Genomic DNA, 17,501 nt, shown 5'->3' with positions numbered 1-17,501 from the left:
GCACCATGGACCGTAAAGCCGACGTCACCATCACCTACTGCACGCAATGCCAATGGCTGCTGCGCGCCGCCTGGTTGGCGCAGGAATTGTTGTCCACCTTCGGCCAGGATTTGGCCAGGGTCAGCCTTGAGCCGGGTACCGGCGGCGTCTTCCGCATCACCTGTGGCGACGTGCAGATTTGGGAACGCAAGGCCGATGGCGGCTTTCCCGAGGCCAAGGTGCTGAAACAGCGGGTGCGCGATGTGATCGACCCCGATCGCGACCTCGGCCATAACGACCGGGCCACGCCAGCGGCGGACTAGCCGCTCATGGCCGCGCGGGTTGGGCGTCCACCGGCTCGACCGGCTTGCCGTCGCCCATGCGGGCGGAGAGGAAAATCGCGAAGATGATTAACGCACCGCCGCCCATCATGCGCAGCGTCGGCGTTTCGGAAAAAATCAGCCAGGCGAAGGTGATGCCGTACACCGGCTCCAGGGCGAACACCACGGCGGCGGTGCGAGCTTTGAGTACGTCCAGACTGGCAACGAACAAGCTATGGGCGACGCCGGTGCAGAACACGCCGAGCAGCGCAATCCACAACCAATTCATGGCCGACACACTCGGCAGCTCCGTTGCCGCGAAGGGCAGCAAACACAGCGCCACGACCAGGTTCTGACACAACGCCGACTGCACCGGGCCGACCTTGCCGGAGCCGGCGCGGTTAACCAATGACAACAGGGCGAACAGCAGGCCCGAGAGCACGCCCCACAGCAGTCCGGTGGTGGCGCCGCTGGCCAAGTTGAAATCAGGTGTGACCAGCACCAAACCGATGCTCACCAGGCACACCAGCACAATCTCATTGCGGCGAATGCGCTCGCGGAAAATCAGGCCTTCGAGAATCACCGTCAGCGCTGGAAAGCTGGTGAAACCGAGTGTGGCGATGGCCACGCCGGCCACCTTCACCGAGATAAAAAAGCTCACCCAATGCCCGGCCAGCAACACGCCGCCCAAGGCCAGCCGTGCCCAATCGTTGGCGCGTAAACGCTGCCAGGGAATGCGCGCAATCAGCGCCGCAAACACCGCCAAGGCCAGCACCGCAAACAGTGCGCGGCCGAACACGATCATGGTGGGTGTGGTGGTCGCCAGTTTGCCCAGCACGCCGGTAAAGCCAAACATCAGGGCGCCGCAGTGCAGAGCGGTGAGGGCGGAGCGGTGATTCATGGGGGTCCTTAAATTTGATTCAAAAGCATCGCGGCGAATCGGAGTGCCGCCCAACCGCTCCTACAGGATGTTGAACGCCTACGCCTACGCCTACACCTACGTCTATGCCAACCGCGCACCATTGGGCAACGCATGCTCAAAGCTGGCCAAGACTACCCGATTTTCCCCGTCATACGCGCCGGTCACCAGTAGCTCGGAGCGCACGCCAGCGATGGATTTAGGTGCGAAGTTACACACGCATAGCACCTGTTTTCCGATCAGGCTTTCGGCGCTGTAGTGGTCGGTAATTTGTGCGCTGGAGGTCTTCAGCCCGAGCGGGCCGAGATCGATTTGCAGCACATAAGCCGGCTTGCGTGCCTTGGCATTGGGTTCGGCGTGGTAGATGGTGCCGACGCGTAGCTCCACGCGCTCAAAGTCTTGCCATTCGATGGTGTTCATAGCGGCTCCGGAGACACTGATCGGCGCAGTGTAAGCAGCGCCCCGGAGTCTGTCTGTCGCCAGACTCGCGGCCATTGTCGCCAGGCTCTCGCCGTTAGTGCGCGTGCCGCAGTTGCCGGGGCGTGGTGCCAACATGCCGGGCGAGGGCGGCGGTAAAGGCGCTTTGCGAGCTGTAGCCAACCCGCTGCGCCACCTCGCCGACTGGCAGCGCGGTGTCGCGAAGTAGGTCAATGCCCTGTTGCAGTCGACGCTGGCGAACGTAGTCCATCGGCGTTTGTCCGGTTTGTTGGAGAAACCGGGCGTGAAAGCGCGCTGCCGACAAACCGCTGAGGCGCGCCAGGTCGGCGACCTGCAAAGGGTGCGCGGCATGCTGGTCAATGTAGCGATCAAGGCTCGCCAGCGGCAGTTCGCCAGCAACAGGCGAAGCGGAGGGCGCGCTGGCCAGGCTGGCTAGTAGCAGCGCCGCACCTTGCTGGGCGATGACCGGGTCGGCAATCGGGCTGGCGATCAGCCAATTCACCAACTGCTGTTGTGCGCCGCCGAGGGTCAGCGTTTGCGGGCGGTCGAGCAGGCGTTGGCCATTATCGGCATGGGCGCCGAGGCGGCTGCGCAGCCAGTGGCTGTCGGGCACATCGAACACCATGCAATCGCTGCCTTCACGGCTTTCGCAGGCGTGGTGGGAGCCGCTGGGAATCACCAACAGCTGTTGGCCGCGCAGCAGGCTGCCGTGGCCTTCCACTTCGAATTCCAAGCGACCGTTAAGGCCGAAGACAATTTGCGCGTGGCTGTGGCTATGGGCGATCAACTCATCGCTGTAATGGCGCAGGGACAAAATCGAGTGCATGGCGGGCTCCTCAGCACAGAGACGCAGTTTACCGATGTGCACCTTTGGGGGAAGCGTTGTCATCAGTTTGTCTTGGGCATGTCACACGCAGGTCACCCGCAGCCTTCAACCTCCATTAAACCCTGCCGGAGGCCGCGCCCATGAGCAGCGCTCAGCTCGTAAAACCCAGCCGTAAGCAACGTGTACGTACCCTGTGGATTTCCGACGTGCACTTGGGCACGCGCGATTGCCAGGCCGAACACCTGTCGCAGTTTCTCAAACGCTATCAGGCCGACAAGGTTTACCTGGTAGGCGACATCATCGACGGCTGGCGCCTGCGCAGCGGCATCTTCTGGCCTCAGGCCCACACCAACGTGATTCGCCGGCTGCTGACCATGAGCAAGCGCGGCACCGAAGTGGTGTACGTCACCGGCAACCACGACGAATTCCTGCGTCGTTATTCCAAGCTGATTCTGGGAAATATTCAGTTGGTCGACGAAGCCGAGCACATCACCGCCGATGGCCGTCGCCTGCTGGTGATCCACGGCGACCAGTTCGACGTAATTACCCGCTACCACCGCTGGCTGGCCTTTCTCGGCGACTCCGCCTACGAATTCACCCTTACCCTGAACCGCTGGCTCAACCACTGGCGGCGCAAATACGGCTATGGCTACTGGTCGCTGTCGGCGTACCTGAAGCACAAGGTCAAATCGGCGGTGAACTTCATCAGCGACTTCGAAGAAGCCATCGCCCACGAGTGCAACAAGCGCGGCTTCAATGGCGTGGTGTGCGGCCATATTCACCATGCCGAAATCCGCCAGATGGGCGACGTGGAATACATGAACTGTGGCGACTGGGTGGAAAGCTGCACCGCGCTGATCGAACACCTGGACGGTAGCATCGAGCTCTATCGTCTGGCCGACGACCACGCCCGTCAGGCGCAGCAGGCTGCTGAGGAGCAAGCCGCCGGCGCTGTTGTGGCAGCCGCTGTGGGCGCCGCGTTGGCAAATCCGCCCGCAGCCGTGGTGGCCGAAGCGGCGCCGCGCGAAACCACTGCATGAGGATTCTGATCGTCACCGACGCCTGGACGCCGCAGGTAAACGGCGTAGTCACCAGCCTGCAAGCGCTCATCGCCGAACTGCGCGGACTGGGCCATCTGGTCAAGTTGCTGTCGCCGGCTGACTTTCGCCACGTGCCGTGCCCCACTTACCCAGAGATTCCGCTGGTGTGGGACCTATGGCGCGTCGGCCCGGCGATTCGCGACTTTCGCCCCGACTGCGTACACCTCGCCACCGAAGGCCCGCTGGGCTGGACCGCGCGGCGCTGGTTGAGCAAGCGCGGGCTGGCGTTCTCCAGCGCCATTCACACGCGCTTTCCCGAATACGTGCACACCCGCTGGCCGCGCATTCCGTTGGCCTGGGGCTACGCCTACCTGCGCCGGTTTCATCGACCGAGTCAGGCCGTGCTGGTCACCACCGAACGCTTGCGCAGCGAGTTCGCCGGCTGGGGCCTGCAACGCCTTGGGCTATGGCGCAAAGGCGTGGACCTGACGCGCTTCACGCCGACGTTGAAGACGCCCGGCAAGCTGGCGTTTCTCTATGTGGGGCGGGTGGCGCCGGAGAAGAATCTGGATGCGTTTTTGCGCCTGGATCTTCCCGGCCAGAAACACGTGATCGGCGACGGCCCGCAGCGTGCCGAGCTGCAAAGCCGCTACCCGCAGGTGCGTTTTCACGGTTATCAGCACGGCGCTACGTTGGCCCGGGCGTATGCCGAAGCCAGCGTGCTGGTGTTTCCCTCGCGCACCGACACCTACGGGCTGGTGATGCTTGAAGCGCTGGCCTGCGGCACGCCGGTGGCAGCGTTTCCCGTGGCGGGTCCGCTGGATGTGCTGGAGCAGGGCGTTAGCGGCGTGATGGATGAAGATTTGCGCGGCGCGTGTCTGGCGGCGTTGAGCCTGGATCGGCAGCGCTGCGCCGAGGCGGCGCAGAAGCAATCGTGGCGGGCGTCGGCGTTGGAGTTTTTGGCGCAGCAGCCGCTGATTGATGGGGAAGTGGTTGAGCCGGTGGTTGAAAAGGCTCTGCTGAACTAACCGCTTTTCGTAGGAGCCAGCTTGCTGGCGAAGCCTTGGGGAACTGAAATCAAGGGCTTCGCCAGCAAGCTGGCTCCTACGAGCACCGCGTGATTTACACGATCACCTTATCGCGCAACTTCTCCGCCGCCAGGTTCAGCGCCTGAATCACGCGCTCTTTGTCGTAGTTCTGAATGCCGTTGGTATCCAGATACATAGAGAAGCCTGGCAATTCGTGCTCCACATAGCTGGACGCAGCGCCTAGGTCGCGACGGAAGTCGACCACTTGGTAAATCTGCACCGGGCGGGTGAACCCTTTGACGGTGATCTGGCCTTTATCGCGGCACATGATCACGTCTTTGATCAGCGAGTAGGTCTCGTGGGAAATCAGAATTTCCCCGGACTCGGCGGCGCTTTCCAGGCGGCTGGCGAGGTTCACGTCGCGGCCGATGATGGTGTAGTCCATGCGCGTGTCGGCGCCGAAGTTGCCCACCGTGCAATAACCGGTGTTCAACCCCATGCGAATTTCCAGCGGTTTGGTGATGCCCTGCGCTCGCCATTGTTGGCGCAACACTTTCATGTGCTTGCGCATGGCGATGGCCATGGACACGGCGTTCACCGCATCTTTCTTGGCGCCCTGGCTGGACGGGTCGCCGAAAAACACCATCACGCAGTCACCAATGAATTTGTCGATGGTGCCGCCGTATTTCAGGGTGATCTTCGACATTTCGTTGAGGTAGGTGTTGAGCAGGTCGGTCAGCGCTTCGGCTTCCAACTCTTCAGACAGCTCGGTAAAGCCCTTGATGTCAGAGAAAAACACCGTGAGCTTTTTGCGCTGGGTTTCCAGGCGCACGCTTTTCTTGCCGCTGAAAATCGATTCCCACACTTGCGGTGACAGGTACTTGGCGAGGTTTCGCGCCAGGCGGGCGGCTTTTTCCTGCTCGCGCTTGATTTCGTTGCGCGCTACGTCCAGACGCAGCCCTTGTTGGTGCACGAAATAGGCGGTGATGCAGATGTACAACGTGCTGAACACCACGCTGATCAGCGACACCAAGGTGGGCGTGGTGGCTTTGACTTCCGGCTGCACGATGACGCTGGTGAGCACCACGCCGCTAACGGTAATCAGCAGGGCCAGGCCCAGGTAACGCAGGCCGCCAATGATCAGCGCGCTAAACACCAGCGTTAGCACGATCATCAAACTCGGCACCACCGAAAAACCCAGCAGGGCAATGGCGGCGCCGCAGTGCAGCGAGTCGATAAACAGCAACACCAAATCGGTTTCGCGCGCGTGCTCGCGTTTGAAACGCTGGCTCAGGTGATGGGCAAGATGGGGATAAAGGAGGGCGTACGGCACCATCCAGAGGATGTTGTAGCCGAAATACTGCACAAAGGTGCCAGCCGCGATGCTGGCCGCCATGGCGATATAAGCCAGCACCCGCGAGTAGTACTCGCGCAGAGGTAAAGAAGGTAAGTCAATCGGACGATCGATACTGGCTGACTTCATAGCGTTGACACGATCCCTGCTAGTTTTCTGACGTCTCTGTAGGACGTCTTCGCTCTCTGCAAAACAGAGGCCATGCTTTTGGTTGGTGCGGGATCATAACCAGCAAAAGATGGACCGCCAATACCGCCCGCCGAAAGGCTGGAGACAAGGGCTCCAGCGGTCGGTGATAGCACTATGGTTTCAGATTGATGGCTCGGTTACAGCCTTATAAACCGAGTTTTTAGGCTGGGCAAACAGGCGCCGCAGCATCGGTTCGAAGAACTCCAGCGGCAGGTGCTCATAGGCCGGGTCGAAAGCGGCGGCATCGTACTTGGCGCAGAACTCAATAGTACGCAGGTACTGCGGGTGGTCCTTGAATTGCTCACGCAGCAGCCGGTCCATGCCCAGATGATGAAAGAAGTAATAACCCTGGAAAATGCCGTGTTTCTCCACCATCCACAGGTTTTCCTCACTCACAAACGGCTTGAGCATGGCTGCGGCGATATCCGGGTGGTTGAAGGTGCCAAGGGTGTCGCCGATGTCATGCAGCAGCGCGCACACCACGTATTCCTCATCGCGGCCATCACGGTGGGCACGGGTGGCGGTTTGCAGTGAATGGGTCAGACGGTCGACGGGAAAACCACCGAAATCGCCATCCAGCAGCTTGAGGTGCGTCATCACCCGGTCGGGCAACAGCTTGGCAAACGCCATGAAATCTTGAGCGATGATCGCCCAGTCCTCGGCGGTTCCGTCTTGCATATGGGTGAAGCGGGCGTGAGCGTTCATCAGGTTCTCCGCGATTGTTTTTGTTTTTTTAGATGAAAGTTGCGTAACGGGTCTGAGCGAGGGCCAGGCAAGGCGAAAGTGGGTGAGAAAAGCGCAGTTGGCTGTAGCCAATGAGCATTTTCGAATCCCGCTTTCAACGCCGCATGGTCGAAGATCAGGCCCGTTAAAAGGGAATTCGGCCGGTGAAGGCATCTTTGAGCATCACCCAATCTCCGGCGAGACTCCACAGCGGATAGTCAAAAGTAGCGGGCCGATTCTTCTCAAAAATAAAGTGCCCCACCCACGCAAACCCATACCCGGCGAGCGGCATGGCCAGCAGCCACAACCACTGCTGAGTGAAGAGGGCATACCCAAGAATGCTCAGCACCAACAGGCTGCCAACGTAGTGCAGACGGCGGCACACCGGGTTGCTGTGCTCTTGCAGGTAGTAGGGATAGAACTGCGCAAAGCTGGTGAAACGTTCGGCGGTTTGCGTGCTCATGGCACACCTCCTGTTGTTCTCTTACGTAGGGCCGTCTGTAGGACACGGTGGATTGAAGTGTAGGTCGAGTGTCTTCGTGGGCCAGTGACAATCAGCGCCACTTTAGTATCCTTGCGCTCGTTCCGCCTTCGCGCGGCTCCCGTGATTAGAACAAGAACTCTTGCATGAGCGAACGTACGACTTCTTCGAGTTGGGTACTGGCCATCGTCAATGGGCTGGAAATGGGTGGCGTCGATTGCCGGCAGCTGTTTGCCGAGCTGGGGCTGGATTACCAAGCCTTGAATGACCCCGACGCGCGTTTTTCCCAGGACGGCATGACCCGCGTCTGGGGCCGCGCGGTGCAGCTCTCTGGCAACCCGGCGATTGGCCTGAACCTGGCCAAGGTCGTACGCCCGGCGTCGTTTCATGTGGTGGGCTACGCGTGCATGTCCAGCCGCACGCTGAAAGAAGCCTTCACCCGCCTGGTGCGTTTCCAGCGAATCATCGCTGAAGGCGCCGACCTCAACTTCCGCCCCCTGCCTGAAGGCTACGCCCTGACCCTGGCGATTCACGGTGATCGCCTGATTCCGGCGCGGCAGAGTGCCGAGGCCTCGTTGGCGTATACCTTGTCGTTTTGTCGCTGGATTACCGGTAAAGAGCTGCGCCCGCTGAAAGCCTGCTTTCAGGGTGAACCGCCGGCCGATCTGGCGCCGTATCAGCAAGTGTTCCAGGCACCGCTGCAGTTCAACGCCGAGCATTACGCCCTAGTGTTCGAGCGCGCCGACCTCGACGCGCCGATCCCGAGCGCCAACCCGGCGCTGGCGCAATTGCACGACCGTTTTGCCGGCGAATACCTGGCGCGCTTTTCGGAAAGCCGCATGACCCACCAGGCGCGCCAATTGCTCTGCCGCTTGCTGCCGCAAGGCGAGCCCAAGCGCGACACCGTGGCGCAGGCGTTGCACCTGTCGCAACGGACCTTGCAGCGCCGCTTGCAGGAGGAGGGCACTAGTTTTCAGCAGTTGCTCGACGACACCCGCCGCGAGCTGGCGGTGCAGTACCTGGCGCAGCCGGAGCTGACGTTGTTGGAGATTGCGTACCTGCTGGGATTTGCCGATCCGAGTAATTTTTTCCGCGCATTCAGGCGCTGGTTCGACAGCACGCCGGGGGAATACCGGGCGCAGATGTAGCAGTTACCGCGGCGCTCAAGCTGTCAAAGCGCCTGAAGGATGGCCGGGAAATCCGGTCGCTCTGCCACGTTCGGCGTCACACAGGCGCGCTGCAACTGCCACAACCGCTCCGGCGCCTCGCCGCAGCGTTCCAGCAATTCCTCCAGCAAACAGCCAAACGCTCGCGCTTCGATGCGTTGCAGCGCGTGGCCCTGCGCGCTTCCTGGGTCGAAGAACGAGGCGGCGCCGAAGTCGCCGAGCAGGCAGTGGCCGGCATCGTTGACCAGCAGGTTGTGGGCGTAGAGGTCGCCATGAAGGATGCCGTTGGCATGCAGGTGGGCGGCCGCCGATGCCACGGCGCGGGCGATGGCCACGGCTTGCTCCAGCGTAAAACGGCGCGCTTCGGCATAGCAGTCGCGGGTGCAACTGGCGAGCGACGGCGGCCCGGCCAATACGCGGTAGTCTGCATTGATGCGTTCTAGCAACAGGCCAGGCGGCGCGCCGGCTTCGGCTTGAAGGGGCCCGGCGACGCCAATCAGATTCGGGTGATTACCCGCCGCCAGGCATGCGGCCATTTCGCTGTGGGGCAGGCCGTCGCTGGTGACCTCGCCGCGAAACAGCTTGGCGGCCATGGCACGCGGCGCCTGGCCCGGCGCTTGCCACTGCGCCGCGTGAATTACCCCCGAGGCACCTTCGCCCAACACGTCGCCTAGCTGCAACTGCGCCCGGGCAATGGCCGCCACCGGGTGAGCGGCCAACACCGAGCGCTCTGCGACATCACTGGCCGGATTGCCGGCATACGCCAGCCACGCCAGCTGCGGCAACTCCAGCAACCAGCCAGGAAGATGCTCGAAGCGGTTGGCGGCGATACGCAGCAGTTGCAGGTTGGAAAGAGCGCTCAGGCTGTCGGGTAGGACGCTCAGGCGATTGCCCGCCAGCATCAGTTTTTGCAAACGCGGCCGCTCGCCCAGTTCAGCTGGCAAGTCGCTCACCTGGTTGTCGCTCAGAATCAGCCAGCGCAACCGAGTCGGCAACGCAGCCGCCGGCACATGGACGATGCGGTTGGCCTTGAAACCGACCATCTCCAACTGCGCGCAATCACCGAGCACTTCGGGCACGTGGGTGAACGGGTTGTCGGAACAGAACAGCACCTTGAGCTTATGCAGGCGCGGCAAATCCGAGGGCAGGGCGGTGAGCTGGTTGCCGGATAAGTTGAGCACTTCCAGGCTGTCGGCCAGCGTGAAGATCTCGTCGGGAAACTCAGTCAGCCCGCAGGACAAATCCAGCCGCGTAATGCCAGCCAGCTCGCCCCGGCGCAGTTGTTCAAGCGTATGCATAGAGGAAATTACACGCGGATAGAATTCCCCTCTCCCGTTTCGGGAGAGGGGCTAGGGGTGAGGGTAAAAACAGCGCAGAGGCAGAACTTAGTTGTCATACCCCAAATTCGGCGCCAACCACCGCTCGGTCACGGCCAGATCCTGGCCCTTGCGCGCGGTGTAACTCTCGACCTGGTCTTTATCCACCTTACCCACCGCAAAGTACTGCGCCTGCGGATGGGCGAAGTACCAGCCGCTGACCGCTGCCGCCGGGAACATGGCGTAGTGCTCGGTCAGGAACACGCCGCTCACGCCCGCTTTGTTCTCCTCGGCGGCCGGGTCGAGCAGGGTGAACAGCGTGCCTTTCTCGGTGTGGTCCGGGCAGGCTGGGTAGCCGGGGGCAGGGCGGATGCCCTTGTAGGCTTCCTTGATCAGCTCGTCGTTGCTTAGCGTTTCTTCCGGATCGTAGCCCCAGTGGGTTTTGCGCACTTGTTGGTGCAGCCACTCGGCGCAGGCTTCGGCCAGACGGTCAGCCAGGGCTTTGACCATGATCGAGTTGTAGTCGTCGCCGGCGTCTTGATAAGCCTTGGCCACTTCCTCGGCGCCGATGCCAGCGGTGGTGATAAACCCGCCCACGTAGTCGGTGACGCCGCTGCTTTTCGGCGCCACGAAATCGGCCAGCGAGAAGTTCGGCTTACCATCGGTTTTGATGATTTGCTGGCGCAGGTGATGCAGCTTGGCCAACGGTTTGCCGTCGTCGCCGTACAGTTCGATGTCGTCGTCCTGCACCTGATTGGCAGGCCAGAAGCCAAATACCGCGCGGGCTTTGATCAGCTTGCCGTCGATGAGCTTGGTGAGCATCTCGCGGGCGTCTTCGTACAGCGCGGTGGCCGCTTCGCCGACCACTTCGTCGGTGAGAATGCGCGGGAATTTGCCGGCCAGGTCCCAAGAGATAAAGAACGGCGTCCAGTCGATGTACTCGGCCAGCACGTTGAGGTCGATGTCTTCCAGCACCTTCACGCCGGTAAAGGTCGGCACGCTGGGCTGGTAGCTAGCCCAATCGAATTGCGGTTTCTTCGCCACGGCGGCGGGGTAGCTCAGGCGCTCGGTGCGGGCGCTGCGGTTGGCGGTGCGCTCGCGTACTTCTACATAGTCTTTGCGGGTGCTTTCGACGAAGCCGGCTTTCAGTTCCTTGGACAGCAACTGCGTGGCCACGCCCACGGCGCGCGAGGCGTCGGTGACGTACACCACGGCATCGTTCTGGTACTTGGGCTCGATCTTCACGGCCGTGTGCGCTTTGGAGGTGGTGGCGCCGCCGATCATCAGCGGCAGGGTGAAGCCCTGGCGCTGCATTTCGCGGGCGACGTGCACCATTTCGTCCAGCGACGGTGTAATCAGGCCCGACAGGCCGATGATGTCGCACTTCTCGGCAATCGCCGTTTGCAGAATCTTCTCGGCCGGCACCATCACGCCCAGGTCGACGATGTCGTAGCCGTTACAGCCCAGCACCACGCCAACAATGTTCTTGCCGATGTCGTGCACATCGCCTTTTACCGTGGCCATCAGAATCTTGCCCTTGGCTTCAGGCTTGTCGCCTTTTTCCAGCTCGATAAACGGAATCAGGTGAGCCACGGCCTGCTTCATCACGCGGGCGGATTTCACCACCTGTGGCAGGAACATTTTGCCCGCGCCGAACAGGTCGCCGACCACGTTCATGCCGGCCATCAGCGGGCCTTCGATCACCTCGATGGGCCGCTTGCACTGCTGCCGCGCTTCTTCGGTGTCTTCAACGATGTGCGTGGTAATGCCCTTGACCAGCGCGTGCTCCAGGCGCTTGCCGACGGTCCAGGAACGCCACTCTTCGGTTTCCGCTTCTTTAACGCTGCCGTCGCCCTTGTAGTTGTCGGCGATGGCCAGCAGGGCGTCGGTGCCGTTCGGCGTGCGGTTGAGCACCACGTCTTCCACGCGGTCGCGCAGCTCGGCGGGAATCTGGTCGTAAATCTCCAGTTGGCCGGCGTTGACGATGCCCATGGTCAGGCCGTTTTTGATCGCGTAGTACAGGAACACCGAGTGAATCGCCTCGCGCACCGGGTTGTTGCCCCGGAACGAGAACGACACGTTGGACACGCCGCCCGAGCTCAAGGCGTAGGGCAGGTGGTCGCGGATGTAGGCGCAGGCGTTGATGAAGTCGACGGCGTAGTTGTTGTGTTCCTCGATGCCGGTGGCCACGGCAAAAATGTTCGGGTCGAAGATGATGTCCTGCGGCGGGAAGCCGACTTGATCAACGAGAATGTCGTAGGAGCGTTTGCAGATTTCGATTTTTCGTTGTTCGGTGTCGGCCTGGCCGAGTTCGTCGAACGCCATCACCACCACGGCGGCGCCGTAGCGCTTGCACAGCTTGGCGTGGTGAATGAACTGCTCGACGCCTTCTTTCATGGAAATCGAGTTGACGATGCCCTTGCCCTGAATGCACTTGAGGCCCGCCTCGATCACTTCCCACTTGGACGAGTCGATCATGATCGGCACGCGGGAAATGTCCGGCTCGGAGGCGATCAGATTGAGGAAGGTGACCATCGCCTTCTTCGAATCGAGCATGCCCTCGTCCATGTTGATGTCGATCACCTGGGCGCCGGCTTCCACCTGTTGCAGCGCCACTTCCAGGGCTTCGGTGTAGTTATCTTCACGGATCAGGCGGGCGAACTTGGCGCTGCCGGTGATGTTGGTGCGCTCGCCGACGTTCACAAACAACGACTGACGGTCGATGGTGAACGGCTCCAGCCCGGAAAGACGGCAGGCTTTGGGAATGTCAGGGATCGCGCGCGGCTTGTACTTGCTTACGGCCTCGGCGATGGCCTTGATGTGCGCGGGCGTGGTGCCGCAGCAGCCGCCGACGATGTTGAGAAAACCCGAGGCGGCAAATTCTTCAACCACCACGGCCATTTCCGCCGGGCTTTCGTCGTATTCACCAAAGGCGTTCGGCAAGCCGGCGTTGGGGTGAGCGGACACATGGGTGTCGGCCTTGCCGGCCAGTTCTTCCAGGTACGGACGCAGTTCCTTGGCGCCGAGCGCGCAGTTCAAACCAACGGAAATCGGCTTGGCGTGGCTCACCGAGTTCCAGAACGCTTCGGTGGTCTGGCCGGAAAGGGTGCGGCCGGAGGCGTCGGTGATGGTGCCGGAAATCATGATCGGCAGCTCGAAGCCGACTTCTTCATACACGCCTTGCACCGCGAAAATTGCCGCCTTGGCGTTGAGGGTGTCGAAAATAGTTTCGATCAGAATCATGTCCGCGCCACCTTCGATCAGGCCGCGGGTGGCTTCGGAATAGTTCTCCACCAGCTCGTCAAAGGTGACGTTGCGGTAGCCGGGGTTATTGACGTCGGGCGACAGCGAACAGGTGCGCGAGGTTGGGCCAAGCACGCCGGCAACGAAGCGCGGACGGTCCGGGGTCTCCAGGGTTTTCGCATCCGCCACCTGGCGCGCCAGACGGGCGCCTTCCACGTTCAGCTCGTACACCAGCGCTTCCATGCCGTAATCGGCTTGCGACACTTGCGTAGCGTTGAAGGTGTTGGTTTCCAGAATGTCGGCGCCGGCATCGAGGTAGGCCTTTTCAATTGCCTGAATCACATCGGGGCGGCTGAGCAGCAGCAGGTCGTTGTTGCCCTTCACATCGCTCGGCCAGTCGGCGAAGCGCTTGCCTCGGTAGTCTTCTTCCTCCAGGCGATAGCTCTGAATCATCGTCCCCATCCCGCCGTCGAGAATCAGAATGCGCTCGCTCAGGGCGTGCTGAAGAGACTGGAGTCGGGCTTGGCGATCGGACATGTAGGCATTACCTGAAAAGCGCGGAATTTAGTGGGCGCGATAATAGCAAAGCTGCAACGGGCTGGAGCACATGGCGGGTTTACATGAATTTGGCTCATGTTGGAGCTGCTCCACTCCCTGTAGGAGCCAGGTTGCTGGCGTACCGTGCGCACACCGGCCTGAATATCGGCTGCGGCATTCGCCCGCAAGCTGGCTCCTACCAAACCAATTAGCGGGCGCCCGCGATTACAAAAAAACACCGCGAAACCCCTCGCCGTCGGTGCCTGGGGCCGCGCATATCGTTAGACTCGCGGCTTGAGATTTCAGGATGTTTCCATGTCATACCGCTCCTACGTCGCAGCCGTCTTATGGTTTTTTGCCATGGGTGCCGACGCCGACTCCATCTCCTACAACCGCGACGTTCAACCGATCCTCACGGAGAAGTGCGTGGCCTGCCACGCCTGCTATGACGCGCCGTGCCAGCTGAACATGGGCAGTGCTGAAGGCGTGTCGCGCGGGGCGAGCAAAATTCCGGTGTACGACGGTGGCCGGACGGTAGCGGTCGACACCACGCGCCTGTATCTCGATGCCCACAGCCCGGCGGCGTGGCAGCGCAAGGGCTTTTCGTCCGTGCTCGACGCCCAGGGCGGCCAGGCCGCGTTGATGGCGCGCATGTTGGAACTTGGGCAGCAACACCCGGTAGAGCCCAACGCCAGGCTGCCCGAGAGCATTCAGCTCGGGGTAGAGCGGCCAAATTCCTGCCCCACGCCGGGCGAATTCGACGGTTACGCCAAGACGCATCCGCTGGAAGGCATGCCGTTGGGCGTGACGGGGCTGACGGCGGGTGAATTACAGACGCTGCAACAGTGGCTGGCCGCCGGCGCGCCGCTGGACCAGCAGGCGCTGGTGGCCAACGGTATAGAACTGGCGCAAATCAAGCAGTGGGAAGCCCTGTTCAATGCCCCAGGCGCGCGCGAGGGTTTGGCGGCACGTTGGCTGTACGAGCATTTGTTCCTGGCGCACCTGTACTTCCAGAACGGCGACAACCGCCATTTCTTCCAAGTGGTGCGCTCGCGGACGCCAAGCGGTACGCCGGTTGATCTGATCGCCAGCCGCCGACCGAACGACGACCCCGGCACCGTCTTCTATTACCGCCTGATTCCGGTCCAGGGCGTGATCGTGCATAAAACCCACATCACCTATCCGCTCAGCCCGCAAAAGCTGGCACGGGTGAAGGAGCTGTTTTACGGCAATGACTGGCAGGTTCAGGCCTCGCCGGGGTATGGCCCGCAGCGTCGCGCCAATCCATTCGATACCTTTGCCGCCATTCCGGCGCGGGCGCGGTATCAGTTCATGCTGGAAAACGCCGAATATTTTGTGCAGACCTTCATTCGCGGTCCGGTATGCCGGGGCCAGATCGCCACGGACGTGATCCGCGATAACTTCTGGGTCATCTTCCAGGATCCCGACCACGACCTGTTCGTCACCGACCCCAACTACCGGGGCCAAATCACCGAGAAGCTCGCCTTGCCCGGTCAGCTCGACGACTTGGGCGCCACCTTGAGCCTGTGGCGGGCGTACCGCGACAAACGCAACGACTACGAAAACGCGCGCAAAGATGCTTACGCCGACGCGCCGGCGCCAAGCTGGTCGCACATCTGGGCGGGCAACGACAACGCCGTGTTGTCGATTTTCCGCAACTTCGACAGCGCCACCGTGAAGAAGGGCTTGATTGGCGAGGTGCCGCAAACGCTGTGGTGGATGGACTACCCGCTGCTGGAGCGCACCTATTACCAGTTGGTGGTCAACTACGACGTGTTCGGCAACGTCTCGCACCAGGCGCAGACGCGGCTTTATTTCGACTTGATCCGCAACGGCGCCGAGCAGAATTTTCTGCGCCTGATGCCGGCCGACGCGCGCGACGAGATACTCAGCGACTGGTACCAGGACGGCGGCAAACTGAAGATGTGGATGGACTACCAAGACATCGACGACGACAGCCCCACGGGCTTGTTCCTGCCGGAAGCCAATGCGAAAAACATCTTCGCCAAGCAACTGATCCAGCGTTACGCCGGCTTCAACATGCGGCCCGACCCGATCAACCGCTGCGCCGACGCCAACTGTTACCGCCGCAACTTCCCGAAACCGCAGCAAGACGCCGAGCAGGCGCTTAGTCGCCTGACCAACAAACCGGCGGCCGGGCTGAAAGTGATTCAGGACCTGCCCGAAGCGACCCTGTTGCGCGTGGAAGAAGCAGACGGCAGCTACGACGTCTACAGCCTGCTGCGCAACCGCGCCCACAGCAACGTGGCCTTCATGATGGGCGAGAGCCTGCGTTATCAACCCGGCCTGGACACGCTCACCGTGTACCCCGGCGTAATGAGCAGCTACCCGAACTTCATGTTCAACGTGCCGGTGAAACAGGTGCCGGAGTTCGTCGCGACCTTGGAGCGCGTGCGCGACGACGTGGCGTTTGAACAAGTGGTGCAGCGCTGGGGCATCCGCCGCTCACATCCGCAGTTCTGGCAGTACTTCCACGACCTGGACCGCTACATCCAGCGCACCGAGCCAGTCGAGGCGGGGGTTCTCGACATGAATAGGTACGAGAATTTGTAGGGCTTTGGAAGCATTTCTGGTGCTGTGGGAGCGGCTGGTCTGCACTCCGATTAGCCGCGATTCCCTGGAAACGCCGAATTTGAAAGCATCGCGGCTGAAGCCGCTCAGTGGCTGCGTCGTTAGCGCTTCTCCCTGATTTATGGACCTTTTCCCCCGCCGTTACGGTCAACCCTGTAACGCGAGGTGGCTCGCCGTGGTGTCGGTTTGCCATGTGCGCGCCGGGTTCTGGCGCCAGAAGGCGTCGTGGTTGGGAGCAGGGATTTATGCTGATTTCAGTGCAAGCGCTAAGGGCGTTGGCGGCGTGGTTGGTGGTTGGTCATCACATCATGCAAGTGTTCTTTGACTTCAAAGCCGACAGTGCGTTTGGCCAATTTTTTATCGACAAAGGCGCCGTGGGCGTCGACATTTTTTTTGTGATCAGTGGCTTTGTCATCTACCTCTCCACCCAAGGCAAAGACATCGCCGCCGGGCGCTTTCTGCTCAATCGCGTGCTGCGAATCGTGCCGGCTTACTGGCTTTTTTCGTTAATGGCGGCCTTGCTGATCGTCTACGCCCAACCCGTGATGCCGGGACAAAGCTTCGAGCTGCAGCACTTCGTGCTATCGCTGCTGTTTATACCTGCCGACAACCCTGGCGGCTTCGGTCTTTACCCCACCCTCAGCGTGGGCTGGACCCTCAACTACGAGATGTTCTTCTACCTGCTGTTCGCACTTGGCTTCAGTGTGCCGGAGCGCTACCGGCTGTGGCTGATTGCCGGTGCGCTGTTTCTGATTGGCACGGTGGCGACTCGGGAAAGTTGGGTGAGCGATTTCTACCGCAACAGCATCGTTTATGAATTTCTGTTCGGCATCGTGCTGGGCATGGTGTATCAGCGGGGTTGGATTCAACCGGGGCGCTGGCTACCAGTTATGGTCATTGTGGGGTCGTTATTGACCATCTATCACCTGGACACCGCCGTGCGCATGTTGCATTGGGGCGTGCCGAGCGCCTTGATTGTGGCGAGCTGCATTTCGCTGGAAAGCTATTTCCGTGGCAGTCGCGTGCTCAAGTCGCTGGGCGATTGCTCGTACTCGGTTTACCTCGTGCACGTGCTGGTTCTGTCGCTGGGCTGGTACCTGACGCAGCGCTTCGACTTGAACATTTATTGGGTGATCGGCGCCTGCATTCCGGCTATCGTGCTCGCCTCTTGGGGGAGCTACGAGCTGATCGAGAAGCGCTTTTTCCAGCAAGCCAAAGTCTGGCTGGACGATCAGAAGCCTCTTACGAACAGATCGGCTATTCCTGACTGATTTACTAGGGCTTTATTCGCCCGCCCCATGGGCGTAAACTGCGCCCATGTTTGCGAGG

The 17,501-nt window shown here is 61.2% G+C and carries 13 protein-coding genes and 1 pseudogene; 6 read left to right on the top strand and 8 right to left on the bottom strand.

The genetic code is table 11. The annotated features are described in order from the left end of the window. Nucleotides 1-5: 5 nt before the first annotated feature. A complete protein-coding gene (locus ACZZZU_RS04095; RefSeq protein ID WP_463549842.1) occupies nucleotides 6-302 on the top strand; it encodes an Rdx family protein in 297 nt (98 codons plus the stop codon). A gap of 4 nt (nucleotides 303-306) precedes the next feature. Here the strand turns inward: ACZZZU_RS04095 and ACZZZU_RS04090 are convergent, their stop codons facing one another. The 3 genes from ACZZZU_RS04090 to ACZZZU_RS04080 all read right to left on the bottom strand — a co-directional run bounded on the left by ACZZZU_RS04090 (nucleotide 307) and on the right by ACZZZU_RS04080 (nucleotide 2,482). Beyond that, nucleotides 307-1,200: a DMT family transporter gene (locus ACZZZU_RS04090; RefSeq protein ID WP_463549841.1), complete on the bottom strand. Its 894-nt coding sequence runs from the start codon at nucleotides 1,198-1,200 to the stop codon at nucleotides 307-309. A gap of 102 nt (nucleotides 1,201-1,302) precedes the next feature. Next, nucleotides 1,303-1,638, bottom strand: a complete 336-nt coding sequence (locus tag ACZZZU_RS04085) for a tRNA-binding protein (protein ID WP_463549840.1) — start codon at nucleotides 1,636-1,638, stop codon at nucleotides 1,303-1,305. Between the two features lie 94 nt (nucleotides 1,639-1,732). Next, a complete protein-coding gene (locus ACZZZU_RS04080; RefSeq protein WP_463549839.1) occupies nucleotides 1,733-2,482 on the bottom strand; it encodes a helix-turn-helix transcriptional regulator in 750 nt (249 codons plus the stop codon). 140 nt (nucleotides 2,483-2,622) lie between these two features. Here ACZZZU_RS04080 and ACZZZU_RS04075 point away from each other — a divergent pair. Both ACZZZU_RS04075 and ACZZZU_RS04070 read left to right on the top strand, forming a co-directional pair. Further along, a pseudogene (locus ACZZZU_RS04075) lies at nucleotides 2,623-3,429 on the top strand (UDP-2,3-diacylglucosamine diphosphatase); the annotation flags it as partial. Nucleotides 3,430-3,518: 89 nt separating this feature from the next. Beyond that, nucleotides 3,519-4,550 carry a glycosyltransferase family 4 protein gene (locus tag ACZZZU_RS04070; protein WP_463549838.1) on the top strand — a complete coding sequence of 344 codons (1,032 nt, stop codon included), beginning with the start codon at nucleotides 3,519-3,521 and terminating at the stop codon, nucleotides 4,548-4,550. A gap of 94 nt (nucleotides 4,551-4,644) precedes the next feature. Here ACZZZU_RS04070 and ACZZZU_RS04065 read toward each other — a convergent pair whose 3' ends face one another. The 3 genes from ACZZZU_RS04065 to ACZZZU_RS04055 form a co-directional block, all read right to left on the bottom strand. After that, a complete protein-coding gene (locus ACZZZU_RS04065) occupies nucleotides 4,645-6,033 on the bottom strand; it encodes an adenylate/guanylate cyclase domain-containing protein (RefSeq protein ID WP_122453149.1) in 1,389 nt (462 codons plus the stop codon). A 180-nt stretch (nucleotides 6,034-6,213) separates the two neighbouring features. Next, nucleotides 6,214-6,798, bottom strand: coding sequence for an HD domain-containing protein (locus tag ACZZZU_RS04060; protein WP_463549837.1), 585 nt, complete (start codon nucleotides 6,796-6,798; stop codon nucleotides 6,214-6,216). 163 nt (nucleotides 6,799-6,961) lie between these two features. Beyond that, nucleotides 6,962-7,279: an Mpo1-like protein gene (locus tag ACZZZU_RS04055; protein WP_122498359.1), complete on the bottom strand. Its 318-nt coding sequence runs from the start codon at nucleotides 7,277-7,279 to the stop codon at nucleotides 6,962-6,964. Between the two features lie 164 nt (nucleotides 7,280-7,443). Between ACZZZU_RS04055 and ACZZZU_RS04050 the strand changes: the two genes are divergently transcribed. Further along, entirely contained in the window at nucleotides 7,444-8,445 is a 1,002-nt protein-coding gene (locus ACZZZU_RS04050) for an AraC family transcriptional regulator (protein WP_463382558.1), read from the top strand. Between the two features lie 23 nt (nucleotides 8,446-8,468). On the opposite strand, the gene ACZZZU_RS04045 is transcribed toward ACZZZU_RS04050, so the two are convergent. Together ACZZZU_RS04045 and metH are read right to left on the bottom strand one after the other, a co-directional pair. Further along, nucleotides 8,469-9,761, bottom strand: coding sequence for a leucine-rich repeat-containing protein kinase family protein (locus ACZZZU_RS04045; protein ID WP_463549836.1), 1,293 nt, complete (start codon nucleotides 9,759-9,761; stop codon nucleotides 8,469-8,471). Between the two features lie 87 nt (nucleotides 9,762-9,848). Then, nucleotides 9,849-13,559, bottom strand: coding sequence for a methionine synthase (gene metH / locus ACZZZU_RS04040; protein WP_463549835.1), 3,711 nt, complete (start codon nucleotides 13,557-13,559; stop codon nucleotides 9,849-9,851). A gap of 315 nt (nucleotides 13,560-13,874) precedes the next feature. On the opposite strand from metH, the gene ACZZZU_RS04035 reads away from it, so the two are divergent. Together ACZZZU_RS04035 and ACZZZU_RS04030 are read left to right on the top strand one after the other, a co-directional pair. After that, entirely contained in the window at nucleotides 13,875-16,154 is a 2,280-nt protein-coding gene (locus ACZZZU_RS04035; RefSeq protein WP_463382561.1) for a fatty acid cis/trans isomerase, read from the top strand. Nucleotides 16,155-16,417: 263 nt separating this feature from the next. Beyond that, nucleotides 16,418-17,443, top strand: a complete 1,026-nt coding sequence (locus tag ACZZZU_RS04030) for an acyltransferase family protein (protein ID WP_463549834.1) — start codon at nucleotides 16,418-16,420, stop codon at nucleotides 17,441-17,443. Nucleotides 17,444-17,501 lie beyond the last annotated feature (58 nt).

The organism is Pseudomonas sp. AC136 (assembly GCF_979258585.1).
The sequence above is the reverse complement of the archived record's forward strand: the minus strand, read 5'-3'. Positions and strand labels throughout refer to the sequence as shown.

Bases quoted from the DNA above. Each gene is read 5' to 3' on its own strand.
- ACZZZU_RS04095 (WP_463549842.1), top strand. From the start codon at position 6: ATGGACCGTAAAGCCGACGTCACCATCACCTACTGCACGCAATGCCAA.
- ACZZZU_RS04090 (WP_463549841.1), bottom strand. From the start codon at position 1,200: ATGAATCACCGCTCCGCCCTCACCGCTCTGCACTGCGGCGCCCTGATG.
- ACZZZU_RS04085 (WP_463549840.1), bottom strand. From the start codon at position 1,638: ATGAACACCATCGAATGGCAAGACTTTGAGCGCGTGGAGCTACGCGTC.
- ACZZZU_RS04080 (WP_463549839.1), bottom strand. From the start codon at position 2,482: ATGCACTCGATTTTGTCCCTGCGCCATTACAGCGATGAGTTGATCGCC.
- ACZZZU_RS04070 (WP_463549838.1), top strand. From the start codon at position 3,519: ATGAGGATTCTGATCGTCACCGACGCCTGGACGCCGCAGGTAAACGGC.
- ACZZZU_RS04065 (WP_122453149.1), bottom strand. From the start codon at position 6,033: ATGAAGTCAGCCAGTATCGATCGTCCGATTGACTTACCTTCTTTACCT.
- ACZZZU_RS04060 (WP_463549837.1), bottom strand. From the start codon at position 6,798: ATGAACGCTCACGCCCGCTTCACCCATATGCAAGACGGAACCGCCGAG.
- ACZZZU_RS04055 (WP_122498359.1), bottom strand. From the start codon at position 7,279: ATGAGCACGCAAACCGCCGAACGTTTCACCAGCTTTGCGCAGTTCTAT.
- ACZZZU_RS04050 (WP_463382558.1), top strand. From the start codon at position 7,444: ATGAGCGAACGTACGACTTCTTCGAGTTGGGTACTGGCCATCGTCAAT.
- ACZZZU_RS04045 (WP_463549836.1), bottom strand. From the start codon at position 9,761: ATGCATACGCTTGAACAACTGCGCCGGGGCGAGCTGGCTGGCATTACG.
- metH (WP_463549835.1), bottom strand. From the start codon at position 13,559: ATGTCCGATCGCCAAGCCCGACTCCAGTCTCTTCAGCACGCCCTGAGC.
- ACZZZU_RS04035 (WP_463382561.1), top strand. From the start codon at position 13,875: ATGTCATACCGCTCCTACGTCGCAGCCGTCTTATGGTTTTTTGCCATG.
- ACZZZU_RS04030 (WP_463549834.1), top strand. From the start codon at position 16,418: ATGCTGATTTCAGTGCAAGCGCTAAGGGCGTTGGCGGCGTGGTTGGTG.